Origin of the sequence: Vagococcus bubulae (assembly GCF_003950315.1) — a bacterium.
Lineage (GTDB): Bacteria > Bacillota > Bacilli > Lactobacillales > Vagococcaceae > Vagococcus > Vagococcus bubulae.
On sequence record NZ_NGJT01000002.1, the window covers coordinates 142,216 to 156,415 of the forward strand.

Genomic DNA, 14,200 nt, shown 5'->3' on the forward strand with positions numbered 1-14,200 from the left:
TAATAAGGCTTGATATAACTAGGATTCTGATGGATAAAAAAAATTTGATAAACGTTGCTTTGAAAACTCATCTCCAATAAAGTATAAAATATCCCCAGAAGATATCTTTGCGTATGGTCCAGGTGAGATGAGAAGCTGTTGGTCATGTAATATAGCGACAACTGTTGCGGATGTTTCTTGCCATAGATTTAAGTCTTTGATGGTTTGATCGAGATACTTTGCTTCTTTTGTTAAAAGTAGCTCAGACGGAAGAAGTGGGTTGGCATGATTGATTTTTTTTGTTTGAGAAACAAGTAAATTTGCTAAATCAGTCAATTCATCCAATTCTTTCTTTTGTTGTTGGATATGTGTTAATAAATCCTGTTTAATCTCTTCAATATTTTGGACATCTTTATATTGAGATAAGAAAGAGGTGGCTTTATCTTTTGAGGCAACAATAACACCACTGCCATGTTTGACTTCCATGATTCCCACATCAACTAAAATATTAACAGCTTTTCTTGCTGTTTCAGGAGACACACCAAAAGTATTTGCTAGTGTGGAACGAGCATGCACTTTATCACCGACTTTATAATAATTTGAATCAATTCGTTCGGCAATTTCAATTGCTACTTGTTGGTATTTAGGTAAAATAATTTTTTTATGCTTTGTCATGTACTCCAATCCTTTCTACATTAACTATTATGGCTATCGTACTAAAAATAGAATGAAAATGCAAAAGGAGAAAAGGCTATTTGAAAAATAGAATTAGCATGAATAACGTATAATTCATATAAAATAAAGAGTTAGTTTAGTTGAACCTTACAGTTTTTTATTAAGTAACATTTCTTTATCTTGTTAAACAAAAAAAATGATGATATGGTTAGTCTTTAATAGTGAAGTTCCAGGTGAAAGGGATGAAAGAAATATGTCTGAACAGATGAGACAACAAGAAGAAAACTATTTGAAATTGACCTATCAACAATTATTACATACTCAACAAACATTAAGTCGTTGGTTAGAAGAGACAAAACATTCTGGTCAAAGTATGATGAGCAAAATTACAGAAGATATTAAATTAAATGTTGATGGCATATCAGATAAATTAGATAGTTTTTCTCAAATAGAAATGAAAAATCGTGAAATTGATCAATATAATATAAAAATCCGAAATGGTGAAGTAACTTTAGATAAAGTGGAACGCTTGTTAGAAAAACCTTACTTTGGGAAGATAAAAGTTGATTTTTTAGATGAAGAAGAACCAGAGTCATTTTATATAGGCATGCATGGTTTTTCTGATGAAAATAATGATAATTTGATTTATGATTGGCGTTCTCCTATTGCAGAACTGTTTTATAATAATGAGTTAGGTCCATCATCTTATCAAGTAAGAGGAAATACGATTGAAACATCGATTGAAGAAAGACGTCAGTTTGTGATAGAGAAAGATAAATTATTGACGTACTTTGATACGATGGTTTCTATTCAAGATGATGTATTGCTTGAAGCTTTAGCAAAAGATGACACCAAAAAAATGCGAGATATCACAGCAACCATTCAAAAAGAACAAAATGTGATTATTCGTGACACAAATACACCTTATATGTTAGTAAACGGTGTGGCAGGTAGTGGGAAAACGTCTGCTATTATGCAACGAATTGCTTATTTACTCTATAACTTACAAGATTCCATTACCTCAGATGATGTTCTAATTTTGTCTCCTAATAAAGCGTTTATACAATATGTATCTGACGTTTTGCCATCGCTTGGTGAAAAAAATCCAAGAAACATGACGTTATTACAATTTGCTCAAAGTTATATGGGGCGACAAATTGAATCAGAAGAAACGTATTTTAAACGTATCTCAAAAGAATTGATTTCAAAAGAAACAACCTGTTTAAGAGATGATCAATTTATCCATTATATAAAAGATAATGTGTACCGTGAATTTAAACAAGATCACTTATTTAAAGATATTATGTACCGTGATAAAGCGATTATTTCAAAAGAGCAGATTAGACAATTGTTTGATGAAACGCCACAAAATAGTCCACATGTAGATAGAATACAAGGAGTAAAACAGCGTTTATTGAGTGAGTGGAATCAGCGACTCATTCAACAATCTCGTACTAAAAAAATTCATGATCAAGTCATTTCGTTGACAGAAGATCAACAAGAAAAATATTTTGGTCATCTGATTCAAGATGATTCAGAAAAAAGTTTAACACGTTATGCAGAACAATTGTTACGAAAAAAATATAAAAAAGTGACACAGCAAATCAATCGTTATCGTTGGTTAAACCAAGAGGTCTTATTTAATGAATTGTTTGAAGGATTTTCAGGAAGTGCATATAATCGACAAATGGCGCCAATTACTTTGGATGAAGCGATTGTATTATTAACTATTAAGCATTTTTACGTGGAAAGATTGACCATGCCAAATATGCGTTTTGTGTTGGTAGATGAGGTACAAGATTATACACCAGCACAACTCCAATTTTTGTTATTGCTCTTTCCAAAAAGCGACTTCACCATGGTAGGAGACGAGAACCAAGCTATTTTTAACACCAGTACACCATTTAAACAGATTGAAACACTCTTTTCAGTTGATGATAAAGAGGTAACAACCTATCAATTATTAACGAGTTACCGTTCTACAGGCGCGATTACTAAAGCGTTTAATGAATTGTCATTATCAAAAAATGCGACGATTGTCCCAATTCGTCCACAAGGAGTTGCACCGCAATTAATCAAATATAATCAGTCATCAGAGATTAAAGAAGTAGTGGCTAATGTATTAAGTCAGCTAGATGGTGAAAATTTGACAGTATTAGTGAAAACAGAGCATGAAAAAGAGAGGATAGAAACATTCTTTGATGAAGAAATACAGGTTCATGTCACTAGTATTAATCTAGCGAAGGGACTAGAATTTGATAATGTATTATTATTAAATGCTTCGGCAGATCATTTTACAACTATTCGAGATCAAAAAATATTATATACTGCTTTCTCACGAGCAATGAATCGCTTATTTATCGGGTATGAAAAATCATTAACACCTTTATTGGCTTATTTAGAAAAATAAAGATAGACAGGCTACTTTTTTCCCACTAGACTGGGAAGTAAGTAGTCTTTTTTGAGGAGGAAAAATAAATGGTGGGCTGGATTTATTTTTTTATTATCATCTTTGCCAATAGTATTGGCGCTATATCTGGTATGGGTGGGGGAGTGATTATAAAACCTTTATTTGATACATTAGGATTTCATGACGTTTTAAGTATTTCATTTTACTCAACAGTAGCTGTTTTAAGTATGTCAATTGTGTCAACTTATCGACAAGTACAAAATGGTATTAAGATAGACTGGAAATTTGCATTGTGGTTATCATTTGGATCTGTTTTAGGTGGGATGATTGGAAGTTTAGGATTAGATAAATTAGTCAGTTTCTTGTCATCAGAAAAGATAGTTTCACTGATACAGATTATTCTTATTACGGCAACATTGATATTTTCATATTTATATAGTAAAAATCAGTGGAAAGGACAGCATTTAACAGGAGTATTCCCAATTTTAATATGTGGGTTATTTTTAGGAGCTATTGCTAGTTTTTTGGGAATAGGTGGCGGACCATTAAATGTTGCTATGTTAATGTTGTTATTTGGTATTCCGATAAAAAATGCCACAGTATACTCAATTGTAACTATTTTATTTTCTCAGTTGTCCAAAATCGTAACCATTCAATTTAGTACAGGTTTTTCACACTTTGATTTAAACTTGTTGATTTATATTATCCCAGCTGGAATTATTGGTGGATTTTTAGGTGCTTATTTAAGTAAAAGAGTATCGTCTGATAAAGTTACGATCATTTATCAGTTTGTGATAATCGGTGTCTTACTTGTCAATTGTTATAATGCCTACAAATTGTTTTTATAAGAAATTTAACAAATAGAGTTTTTTTGTGTTTTTGGCGTATTATAAACGAAAAAAAACAATTAAAAAACAGTTGTGAAGAGAGTAGAATTTATATCGTACCAAAAATATAATATGCTCTATGGAGGTAATGATATATGTATACAAGTAATGGAAATTATGAAGCGTTTGCTCGTGCTAAAAAACCAAAAAGAACAGATGACCTATCAGCGGTTTATTTAGTAGGAACAGGGTTAGCTTCTTTATCTGCTGCAGCATTTTTAATAAGAGATGGTCAAGTACCAGGAAATAAAATTACACTATTAGAAGAATTACCTTTACCAGGTGGCTCTCTTGATGGAATTGATAAAAATCATTATGGCTTTGTTATTCGTGGTGGACGTGAAATGGAAAGTCATTTTGAATGTCTTTGGGATTTATATCGTTCAATCCCTTCATTGGAGGTAGAAGATGCGTCAGTATTAGACGAATTCTATTGGTTGAATAAAGAAGATCCAAATTCATCAGAATGTCGTTTGATTAATAATAGAGGAGAACAATCTAAAACAGATGGTCAGTTCCTACTAACTGATAAAGCCTTAAAAGAAATCATTGATTTATGTATGACAAAAGAAGACAATTTACAAGATAAACGAATTGATGAAGTATTTTCTGAAGATTTCTTTGAATCTAATTTCTGGAAATATTGGTGTACCATGTTTGCTTTTGAAAATTGGGCATCAGCGATGGAAATGCGTCGTTATCTAATGCGATTTATTCATCATATTGGCGGATTAGCTGATTTTAGTGCGTTGAAATTTACTAAATATAATCAATATGAATCATTAGTATTACCATTAGTTGATTATTTAACTAAACAAGGAGTAACCATTCAATACAATACAAAAGTTGAAAACATTATTGTTAACTGTAATAACGGACAAAAAGTAGCTGAACGATTAGAATTATTAGTTGATGGAAAAGAGCAAGAAATAGAATTATCAACAAATGATTTAGTTTTTGTTACAAATGGGTCAATTACTGAAAGTTCAACATATGGTAATCAAACAACTCCAGCACCAATTCCATCAAAAGATGATTTAGGTGGTAGTTGGGACTTATGGAGAAAATTGGCAGCCCAAAGTGATGAATTTGGTCATCCAGAAAAATTCTGTGAAAACTTGCCAAGTGAAAGTTGGTTTGTGTCTGCGACTATCACAACTTTAGATGATAAAATTGCTCCTTATATTGAAAAAATAAGCCATAGAGATCCTTATTCAGGTAGAGTGGTGACAGGTGGTATTGTGTATTCTGAAGATTCAAATTGGCGTCAAAGTTACACTTTAAACAGACAACCTCATTTTAAAAAACAACCTAAAGATGAGTTAGTTGTATGGTTTTATGCACTATGCTCAAACAAAGAGGGTAACTTTGTTAAAAAACCAATTGTTGATTGTACAGGAGAAGAGATTGCAAAAGAATGGTTATACCATATTGGAGTACCAATTAATGAAATAGATGATTTGGCAAAAAATTCAGTTAATGTGGTGCCTACTTATATGCCATTTATCACGTCTTATTTTATGCCAAGAGCTAATGGAGATAGACCACTTGTTGTACCAAATGGGTCTAAAAACTTAGCATTCATTGGAAACTTTGCTGAAACACAACGTGATACAGTATTTACAACTGAATATTCTGTTAGAACAGCAATGGAAGCAGTATACACATTACTAGATATTGATAGAGGAGTACCAGAAGTGTTTGCTTCAGCATTCGATATCAGAATGCTATTAAATGCAGTTTATTACTTAACAGATAAGAAAACTTTACCTGAAATTAAAGTACCATGGTTAATGAGACGATTTGAAAAATATGAATTGAAGAAACTAGAAGGAACCTTTGCTGAAGAATTATTAAAAGAAAATCATTTACTATAAAATAAAAATCCCTCCTGTCATACGTATGGCAGGGGGAATTTTTTTAGTTATTTTTTCTTAGGTTAAGTAAAATATCGCTTGCTGTTTTAGTATTCATATGAGGAGCAAGTCGTAGTTTTTCAGTAACTAGTTCAATTTCATCCCCAACAGCCCCAACTTGGATAGCAAGAGAGCTAGCATGTAGTTTCATATGTCCTTTTTGAATACCATCACTAACCAATGCTTTTAGGGCAGCCAAATTCTGTGCTAAACCAACTGATACTATCACTCTAGCCAGTTCTTGTGAATCTGTGATATCTAGCATATCAAGGTTAGCTTTAGCCATAGGAAAGACAGAGATTGCCCCCCCAACAGAACCAATAGACATAGGTAACGTTAATTCACCAATAAGAGAGGTATCGTTTACGTGCCAATCTGTCATACTCTGGTAGCGTCCATTACGACAAGCGTAAGCGTGCGCAGCGGCAGATACAGCTCGTGGGTCATTTCCAGTTGCAATAACAACCGAATCTATTCCATTCATAATCCCTTTGTTATGTGTGACGGCACGATACGTATCAAGATTAGCGTATCTAGTAGCTTGTACAATCCGATGAGCAATTTCTTTTCCACTTGCAGTTTTACTATCCAAGTGATTAAAAGGAATCGAGCATGTTGCAGTGACTAATGATTCAGTATTATAGTTACTCAAGATAGACATCAATGCTTCACCATCAATTAATTCTGAAATAAAAGGTGTGACGCCTTCTAATATAGTGTTGATAATATTCGCTCCCATAGCATTTCCAACATCAATCAGTAGATAAACAGTGAAAAAAGTTTCGTCATTTTCATCTTTAAATACTGAGCATTCAATGTGTTGTAAGCCGCCACCGCGTTTGACGATGGAAGGGTGAGAGAGATTAGCAACTTTTTTAATTTCTTCGAAGTGTGATAGTAGCATTTTTTGAGCAGTTTCAAGATTTTCAACACCGGTGAAAATAATTTGCCCTCGTTTTAAGTAACTTGTGATAGATGTTTTAAAGCCATTAGGACGGGTCATTTTAGCTGCGTAACTACAAGCAGCGATAACAGAAGGCTCTTCAACTACCATGGGGATGGCTTTTTCTTTTCCATCAATGATAAAATTAAGTCCTACTCCTAAAGGTATAGGAAATTGAGTCAACTGATTTTCTATTAGAGAATTAGCAACATCCTCATCTAAGGGCGTATTTTGTTTAAACAAGGAATAATCTTCTTGACTTAAGAGCTGTGCATTTAATAAAGTTGCTAATCGTTCATCTCGTGTTTTTTTATAAAATTTATCAAATGATTTGTCCACTAAAGATTCTCCTTACTCTTTATTTTTCCCATATAAACGCTGATGATTTTCAACACCTTTAAAGAAGAAAACACCATTATCTGTTTTGTCTTGTTTAAATAAATGGTTTCCTTCAGAATCAATGGCTAACTCATCATTAAACATGTCTGTATAGCTATCAATAGATAAAGAAATTCTATCATTTAATAATGTGTCATGTTGTTTGGTTAGCAGAGATTCCTTGAAATTTGGAACAAGTTTACCAGAAAAAATTTCAGCGACAGCACCACTACCATAACTAAAGAAACCAATACGTTGATTTTCTTTAAGAGATGATGTAGTTGATTCTAGTAAAGACATTAGGCTTAAATAAAGAGAGCCAGTATAAATATTTCCAATATCACGAGAGTAGGTAGTACTAAGTTGGTAGTGTTCTAACAGTAAGTCTTTATTACTAGGTGATTCTGCATCAAGCAAGGGCATAAGTGCTTTTTTACCCATTTTTGTATAAGGTAAGTGAAAACAAAACGCAGAAAAATCTTCAAATGACCGAGTTGTACGATTCTTATATTCTTGCCAAAGAGTACTGAAAAAAGAAACATACGCTTCATTTGAAAATTTTCCATCAACAATCGCCGTTTTAGAATAATTTGGTCTCCAAAAGTCAAAGATACTTTTTGTCATAGAAACGGATACTTCTTCAATTTCTAAAATACTAGGTGAAGAGCTGATAATCATTGCAACAGCACCAGCTCCCTGTGTGACTTCGCCAGAGCTATTTAGTCCATATCTTGAAATATCTGATCCAATGACTAAAGCTTTTTTATCTGGATGTAGTTTAACAAAGTCAACAGCCATCATTAATCCAGCTGTCGCCCCATAACAAGCTTGTTTTAAATCAACTGATTTTGCAAAAGGATGAATACCTAATAAGTTATGGATAAATGAAGCGACTGATTTTGACTCATCAACGCCAGTTTCAGTACCAACAACAATTAAATCTATGTTATTTAAATCATTTTTCGTAAGTAGAGGATAGGCAGCATTAGCAGCCATACTGACAGTATCCTGACTAATAGGAGGAACAGACATTTTTGATTGTCCGATGCCTATTGTAAATTTAGCAGGATCTACCCCACGATGTGTTGCTAATTCTTCTAATTCAATATATGTATTTGGAGTGTAAAAATTTATTTTATCTATACCAACCATACAATAAACCTACTTTCTTTTAAAATAAGAGTAATTCATAAGTATTCTATCATAGAAAGAACAAAAGAGTAGGAGTTATTTGGTAATTTTAGTAATCTCTTAAAGTATAAAAAAACTGAACTCTCACAAAAGAGTCCAGTTTATATGATTTATAATTAGTCTTCTTCAGATTTAGCGTTAACTAATTCAGGTTCTGCTGCAACACCATCAGTGTCTTCTTCAACAGCTGCTGACATTTCAGTTACAGCACAAATTTGTTCTTCAGAATCTGTTACAATTGTGAATTCATCGTGTTTAGGAATATCAGAAACGATTAGAGAATCACCGATTTCTAAAGCTTCAATATTTACTTCAACACGCTCAGGTAATTTATCTGGAGTAGCTGATACAACAACACTGTATAAGTTTTGTTCTAATACACCACCAGCTTTAACCCCTTTAGGAGTACCAACAAGTGATAATTCAGCTTCAACTTCAGTTTCTTGAGACATATCTACTGCTAAGAATTCTACGTGAATCCATGATTTAGTAAATGTATCTAATTCGTAAGTGTGTAATAATGTACTAATTTTTTTACCGTCTAACTCTAATACATAAACAGCATTTAATCCATTTTCACGAATATCTTTTTCAAGTTGACGGGCATCAACTGAGATAGATAAGTTTTGAATACCGTTACCATTTACAGCTCCAGGTACACGTCCTTCTGCTCTAAGTTTTCTGCGGATAGATCTTGGTCTAGTTGCTCTTTCTTCTACTTTTAACACTACTGACATAAATAATTTCCTCCTTTAGAATATAACATCTTAATTAGTTCGTTATTTAGTTCATGTAGACGTAATCGTTGTGATGAGCTAATCGATTAATCTAGTGATATTGATAAGAGTGTCAAACTTATCAATAACGAACGATAAGACTATATTATACCTTCTGAGGCAATCTTAATAATTAAATACTAATTATTAAGTTAAATATGGGAACTAAGGACTTAAGCAATCCATATATTGCCTGCTCATCATGGTTATAAACCACACTATAATATAAGCTTATGAACTAACCATACGACGAAAAGAAGAAAAGGTCAAGCGATATCGTTTTATACAAAAAAACAAACTCATTGAGTTTGTTTTTTTATTATGATAAAGAACTAAACAAGTATTCTGTTACCAATTGTTCAGTAGATTCGATGGAATCTTTATGTGTTCTTTCATAAGCATGACTTGATTCGATACCAGCTCCTATCAATCCATGTTTGACATCAGCACCAGCCCTCATAGCAGCTGAAGCGTCACTTCCGTAATAAGGATAGATATCTAATTGATAAGGAATATTTTTTTCTTTACATAGTGAAACAAAATGATTTCGAAGACCTAGATGATACGGCCCACTAGCATCTTTGACACAGATTGATACAGTGTATTCATCTGTTTGTTGATCATCCCCCATAGCACCCATATCAACAGCAACATATTCAACAACTTGAGAATCGATATTTGAGTTTCCACCATAACCAATCTCTTCATTATTTGAAAAGAAGAAACGTGTTGTATAGGGAAGTATTTCATCAGTTTTTTTAAGATTAATTAAGAAGTTAATCAAAATAGCAGCACTGACTTTATCATCTAGATGACGAGATTTTATATATCCTGATGGTGTAATAATCGTTCTCGGGTCAAAACTAATAAAATCTCCTACTTGTATCCCTAATTTTTCAGTGTCTTCTTTTGAAAATACTTTTTCATCAATTCTAACTTCCATATTTTGCTGATCACGTTTGGCTGTACCAGCATCTTTATAGACGTGAACGCTAGTTTTGTGCATTAAAATCGTACCAGTATACTCTTTATTATTCTGAGTGTGAATTGTGCAGTACTCACCTTCAATTGCGTTAAAATTAAACCCTCCAATTAAATCTAGTTTTAATCTACCATCTGGTTTAATGGCACGAACCATAGCGCCTAATGTGTCGATGTGTGCTGTAATAAAACGTTGTTGTGCGTCATTTTTACCTGGTACAGTCACCATTAAACTACCTTTATTATTAAGCGTTGGATTATAATCATGCTTGACTAGTAATTGATTGATAAATTCAATAATGTTTGACGTATCCCCAGTTGGAGAAGGGATATTGGTTAATTCTTTTGTTAGTTCAATTGTTTCTTTATACAAATGACTCATCCTTTCTTTTTAGTTAAGATTAGATGAATCAATCGTAAAAAGCAATGCTTATTTTTTATAAGATAGATGATGATGTTTTTGTTGTGAGCGACGATAGCTTTTTTCATCCCATAACATTAACCACAATAATACAAGTGGAGTCAAAATGATTAATGCAACATCGAGTCCCATGTTACCTAAAATGACACCAATAATTAAAACAATTAAGATTAGCGCATATCTTCTAATAGCAAACATAAAATCACTCCTTGAATTTTTAACGAACGTGCGTTCTTATTTGTAGTTGTATTATACAAACATTTGTTCTCTTTGTAAAGAAAAAAATAAAGCATAACATCATGCTTTATTAAATATGATTTCTATAAAGTCCAACAACTATACCTAAGATAGAAACATTACTTAGTATAATTGGTTCCATTGTATCATTTTCTGGTTGTAATCTGATGTGATTATTTTCTTTAAAAAACCTTTTACAGGTTGCTTCATTGTCATCAGTCATCGCTATAACCACTTCACCATTAATAGCAGAAGATTGTTTTTTTACAATGACATGATCTCCATCAAATATTCCAGCATTTATCATACTGTCACCTCGAATGGTTAACATGAATAAGCTATTTTCTTCATATTTTAAATCAGGAGGCAAAGGGAAAAAATCCGATGCTTCTTCTACAGCTAAGATTGGTTCCCCGGCTGTTACAACACCTAACATTGGTATAAAAGGAGATGTAACGCCTATCATTTTTAACCCCTCACTTGTTAATTCAATTGCTCTAGGTTTGGTTGGATCTCGTGTGATGAGTCCTTTTTTCTCCAAACGTGATAAATGACCATGAACGGTTGAGGTTGATGAAAGGTTGACAGCTGTTCCGATTTCTCTCACAGTTGGAGGATACCCTTTTTTTTCAACTTGTTCATGAATGTATTTTAAAACGTCTAATTGTCTAGAAGAACGTTTAGTTGACATAATGATACCTCATTTCCTTTTTTTTGAGTGTACCATAAATTTTTATTAAAATCAAACGCATGTTCGTACTTTTAGATGATATATAATTGTTTTTTTATCTTTTTTAAGCTACTATTTAGTTAGAACTTTAAGGAGGTTATTACTTATGTTAAGCGAAAAAAAATTAGCAAGAATTAATGAATTAGCAAACAAAGCAAAAACAGAAGAAGGACTAACTGATGTTGAGAAAAAAGAACAACAATTATTAAGAGAAGAATATTTAGATAGTTTTAGAAAAGGCATGAGAAATCATATTGAAGGAATGAAAGTTGTGGATGAAGAAGGCACAGACGTTACTCCTGAAAAATTAAAACAAATTCAAAAAGAAAAAGGATTACATGATAGATAAAATTTCATTTGTTATTTCTATAAAAACGCTTGTAAAAAAATATTATTAGATGTAAAATGTAATAAAGGTAAAAAAAACCTAAATAGGAGGGCGTTATATGTTATTTGATCAAACTGATCAGTTAGGTGTGAATACAATTCGTACACTTAGTTTAGACATGATTCAACAAGCAAATTCAGGACATCCAGGATTACCAATGGGGGCAGCTCCAATGGCGTACACTCTTTGGACAAAATTCTTAAAGGTGAATCCAAAGACGTCAAGACAATGGGCAGACCGTGACCGTTTTGTGTTATCAGCAGGACATGGTTCAGCAATGCTTTATAGTTTGCTACATTTATCTGGATATAACTTACCAATGGAAGAGTTAAAAAATTTCCGTCAATGGGATAGTTTAACACCAGGACACCCAGAAGTTCATCATACAGATGGGGTAGAAGCAACAACTGGTCCACTAGGTCAAGGGATTGCGATGAGTGTTGGATTTGCGATGGCAGAAGCGCACTTAGCTGCAACATATAACAAAGACAAATTTAATATTGTTGATCACTATACTTACTCAATTTGTGGTGATGGTGATTTAATGGAAGGTATTTCACAAGAGGCGATTAGTTTAGCTGGTCATTTAAAACTTGGTAAATTAATTGTTTTATATGATTCAAATGATATTTCTTTAGATGGACCATTAGATAAGTCGTTTACTGAAAATGTAAAAGGTCGTGTTGAATCATCAGGATGGCAACATATTTTAGTAAAAGATGGCAATGATTTAGAAGAAATTGCGAACGCTATCGAAGCAGCACAAAAAGAAACAACAAAACCAACTATGATTGAAGTGAAAACGGTGATTGGTTTTGGTGCTGAAAATGAAGGCACAAATAAAGTTCATGGTGCGCCACTTGGTGCTGAGGGCGTAGCATTTGCTAAAAAATCTTATGGTTGGGATTACCCAGCATTTACTGTACCAGAAGAAGTGGCAACACGCTTCCACGCTGATATGGTAGAAAAAGGTGAAAAAGAAGAAGAAGCATGGCAAAAACTTTTTGCTGACTATAAAGTAGCTTATCCAGAGTTAGCTAAACAATTTGAAGAAGCCTTTAAAGGGGACGTAACGATTGATTTAGAATCAGTATTACCAACTTATGAAGTAGGCGAAAGTTCTGCAAGTCGTGTGACAAGTAAAGAAGCTATTCAAGTATTATCTAAAGAAATCCCATCATTCTGGGGAGGATCTGCCGATTTATCATCATCAAATAATACAATGGTGGCAGCTGAAAAAGATTTTGAACCAGGACAATATGAAGGCCGTAATATTTGGTTTGGTGTTCGTGAATTTGGCATGGCAGCAGCAATGAATGGTATTGCTTTACATGGTGGAACACGTGTTTACGGGGGAACATTCTTTGTATTCGTTGATTACTTACGTCCAGCATTACGTTTATCAGCGATTCAAAAAGCGCCAGTGACATTTGTGTTAACACATGACTCGATTGCGGTTGGTGAAGATGGTCCAACCCATGAACCAATCGAACAATTATCAAGTCTACGTGGTATGCCGAATGTGAACTTAATTCGTCCAGCTGATGGAAATGAAGTATCAGCAGCTTGGAAATTAGCAGCTACTTCAACAGAAACACCAACAGTCTTAGCTTTATCTAGACAAAACTTACCAGTTCTTGAAGGAACAAAAGAAAAAGCATATGATGGTGTAGCACGCGGAGCATATGTTTTATCACCATCAAAACGTGACACACCAGATGGTATCTTAATTGCAACTGGTTCAGAAGTGAAATTAGCGATGGATGCACAAAAAGCCTTGTATGAAAAAGAGGGCGTGGATGTATCAGTTGTTTCAATGCCATCGACTACTTTATTTGACGCTCAAGATGCAGCTTATAAAGAAAGTGTTTTACCATCATCTGTGAGCAAACGTGTGTCAATCGAAATGGGAACAACATTTGGATGGGGCCGTTACGTTGGTTTATCTGGTAAATCAGTTGGTATTGATAAATTTGGCGCGAGTGCACCAGGAAATAAAGTGATTGAAGAATATGGATTTACAGTAGAAAATGTTGTAGAAACATTTAATTCTCTATAATATAAATAAAATCCCAACAATTTTTATGATTGTTGGGGTTTTTTTGTATTAAAATCTGTTTAATAAATGATGGTATTATTAATATCTAATGTTGTATAATTGGTGTATTACAACAAATAAAAAAAGCGCCGAAACAGCGCCACAAAAGTTGATTACGGACTAAGCCTTATTTTAACTCGCTATGTTGTGTTGAATGCTACCAACAAATTTATTATAAGGTGTTTTAAAT

General features: G+C 33.2%; 12 protein-coding genes. 5 read left to right on the forward strand and 7 right to left on the reverse strand.

Annotated elements, in window-relative coordinates:
* Window positions 1-18: 18 nt before the first annotated feature.
* On the reverse strand, window positions 19-654 hold the full coding sequence (locus CBF36_RS01800; protein WP_125956092.1) for a GntR family transcriptional regulator: 636 nt from the start codon (window positions 652-654) through the stop codon (window positions 19-21).
* Window positions 655-907: 253 nt separating this feature from the next.
* On the opposite strand from CBF36_RS01800, the gene CBF36_RS01805 reads away from it, so the two are divergent.
* The 3 genes from CBF36_RS01805 (at window position 908) to CBF36_RS01815 (ending at window position 5,828) form a co-directional block, all read left to right on the forward strand.
* Entirely contained in the window at window positions 908-3,064 is a 2,157-nt protein-coding gene (locus tag CBF36_RS01805; RefSeq protein WP_125956093.1) for a HelD family protein, read from the forward strand.
* Window positions 3,065-3,132: 68 nt separating this feature from the next.
* Window positions 3,133-3,912: a sulfite exporter TauE/SafE family protein gene (locus tag CBF36_RS01810; protein WP_125956095.1), complete on the forward strand. Its 780-nt coding sequence runs from the start codon at window positions 3,133-3,135 to the stop codon at window positions 3,910-3,912.
* 134 nt (window positions 3,913-4,046) lie between these two features.
* Entirely contained in the window at window positions 4,047-5,828 is a 1,782-nt protein-coding gene (locus tag CBF36_RS01815; protein ID WP_125956097.1) for an oleate hydratase, read from the forward strand.
* A gap of 43 nt (window positions 5,829-5,871) precedes the next feature.
* On the opposite strand, the gene CBF36_RS01820 is transcribed toward CBF36_RS01815, so the two are convergent.
* From CBF36_RS01820 to lexA, 6 genes are all read right to left on the reverse strand, one after another.
* On the reverse strand, window positions 5,872-7,149 hold the full coding sequence (locus CBF36_RS01820; protein ID WP_125956099.1) for a hydroxymethylglutaryl-CoA reductase, degradative: 1,278 nt from the start codon (window positions 7,147-7,149) through the stop codon (window positions 5,872-5,874).
* A gap of 12 nt (window positions 7,150-7,161) precedes the next feature.
* Window positions 7,162-8,340 carry a hydroxymethylglutaryl-CoA synthase gene (locus CBF36_RS01825; RefSeq protein WP_125956101.1) on the reverse strand — a complete coding sequence of 393 codons (1,179 nt, stop codon included), beginning with the start codon at window positions 8,338-8,340 and terminating at the stop codon, window positions 7,162-7,164.
* A 155-nt stretch (window positions 8,341-8,495) separates the two neighbouring features.
* Window positions 8,496-9,116 carry a 50S ribosomal protein L25/general stress protein Ctc gene (locus CBF36_RS01830; RefSeq protein WP_125956102.1) on the reverse strand — a complete coding sequence of 207 codons (621 nt, stop codon included), beginning with the start codon at window positions 9,114-9,116 and terminating at the stop codon, window positions 8,496-8,498.
* Between the two features lie 358 nt (window positions 9,117-9,474).
* On the reverse strand, window positions 9,475-10,518 hold the full coding sequence (locus CBF36_RS01835) for a M42 family metallopeptidase (protein WP_125956104.1): 1,044 nt from the start codon (window positions 10,516-10,518) through the stop codon (window positions 9,475-9,477).
* Between the two features lie 48 nt (window positions 10,519-10,566).
* Complete coding sequence (locus tag CBF36_RS01840) at window positions 10,567-10,755, reverse strand: hypothetical protein (RefSeq protein ID WP_125956106.1); 189 nt, start codon at window positions 10,753-10,755, stop codon at window positions 10,567-10,569.
* Between the two features lie 109 nt (window positions 10,756-10,864).
* Complete coding sequence (lexA, locus tag CBF36_RS01845; protein ID WP_125956108.1) at window positions 10,865-11,485, reverse strand: transcriptional repressor LexA; 621 nt, start codon at window positions 11,483-11,485, stop codon at window positions 10,865-10,867.
* 145 nt (window positions 11,486-11,630) lie between these two features.
* Here lexA and CBF36_RS01850 point away from each other — a divergent pair, with 145 nt between their 5' ends.
* Window positions 11,631-11,873 carry a DUF896 family protein gene (locus CBF36_RS01850; protein WP_125956110.1) on the forward strand — a complete coding sequence of 81 codons (243 nt, stop codon included), beginning with the start codon at window positions 11,631-11,633 and terminating at the stop codon, window positions 11,871-11,873.
* A 97-nt stretch (window positions 11,874-11,970) separates the two neighbouring features.
* Window positions 11,971-13,971: a transketolase gene (gene tkt, locus CBF36_RS01855; RefSeq protein ID WP_125956111.1), complete on the forward strand. Its 2,001-nt coding sequence runs from the start codon at window positions 11,971-11,973 to the stop codon at window positions 13,969-13,971.
* Window positions 13,972-14,200 lie beyond the last annotated feature (229 nt).

Bases quoted from the DNA above. Each gene is read 5' to 3' on its own strand.
- CBF36_RS01825 (WP_125956101.1), bottom strand. From the start codon at position 8,340: ATGGTTGGTATAGATAAAATAAATTTTTACACTCCAAATACATATATT.
- CBF36_RS01805 (WP_125956093.1), top strand. From the start codon at position 908: ATGTCTGAACAGATGAGACAACAAGAAGAAAACTATTTGAAATTGACC.
- CBF36_RS01815 (WP_125956097.1), top strand. From the start codon at position 4,047: ATGTATACAAGTAATGGAAATTATGAAGCGTTTGCTCGTGCTAAAAAA.
- CBF36_RS01830 (WP_125956102.1), bottom strand. From the start codon at position 9,116: ATGTCAGTAGTGTTAAAAGTAGAAGAAAGAGCAACTAGACCAAGATCT.
- CBF36_RS01800 (WP_125956092.1), bottom strand. From the start codon at position 654: ATGACAAAGCATAAAAAAATTATTTTACCTAAATACCAACAAGTAGCA.
- CBF36_RS01810 (WP_125956095.1), top strand. From the start codon at position 3,133: ATGGTGGGCTGGATTTATTTTTTTATTATCATCTTTGCCAATAGTATT.
- CBF36_RS01835 (WP_125956104.1), bottom strand. From the start codon at position 10,518: ATGAGTCATTTGTATAAAGAAACAATTGAACTAACAAAAGAATTAACC.
- CBF36_RS01850 (WP_125956110.1), top strand. From the start codon at position 11,631: ATGTTAAGCGAAAAAAAATTAGCAAGAATTAATGAATTAGCAAACAAA.
- tkt (WP_125956111.1), top strand. From the start codon at position 11,971: ATGTTATTTGATCAAACTGATCAGTTAGGTGTGAATACAATTCGTACA.
- CBF36_RS01840 (WP_125956106.1), bottom strand. From the start codon at position 10,755: ATGTTTGCTATTAGAAGATATGCGCTAATCTTAATTGTTTTAATTATT.
- lexA (WP_125956108.1), bottom strand. From the start codon at position 11,485: ATGTCAACTAAACGTTCTTCTAGACAATTAGACGTTTTAAAATACATT.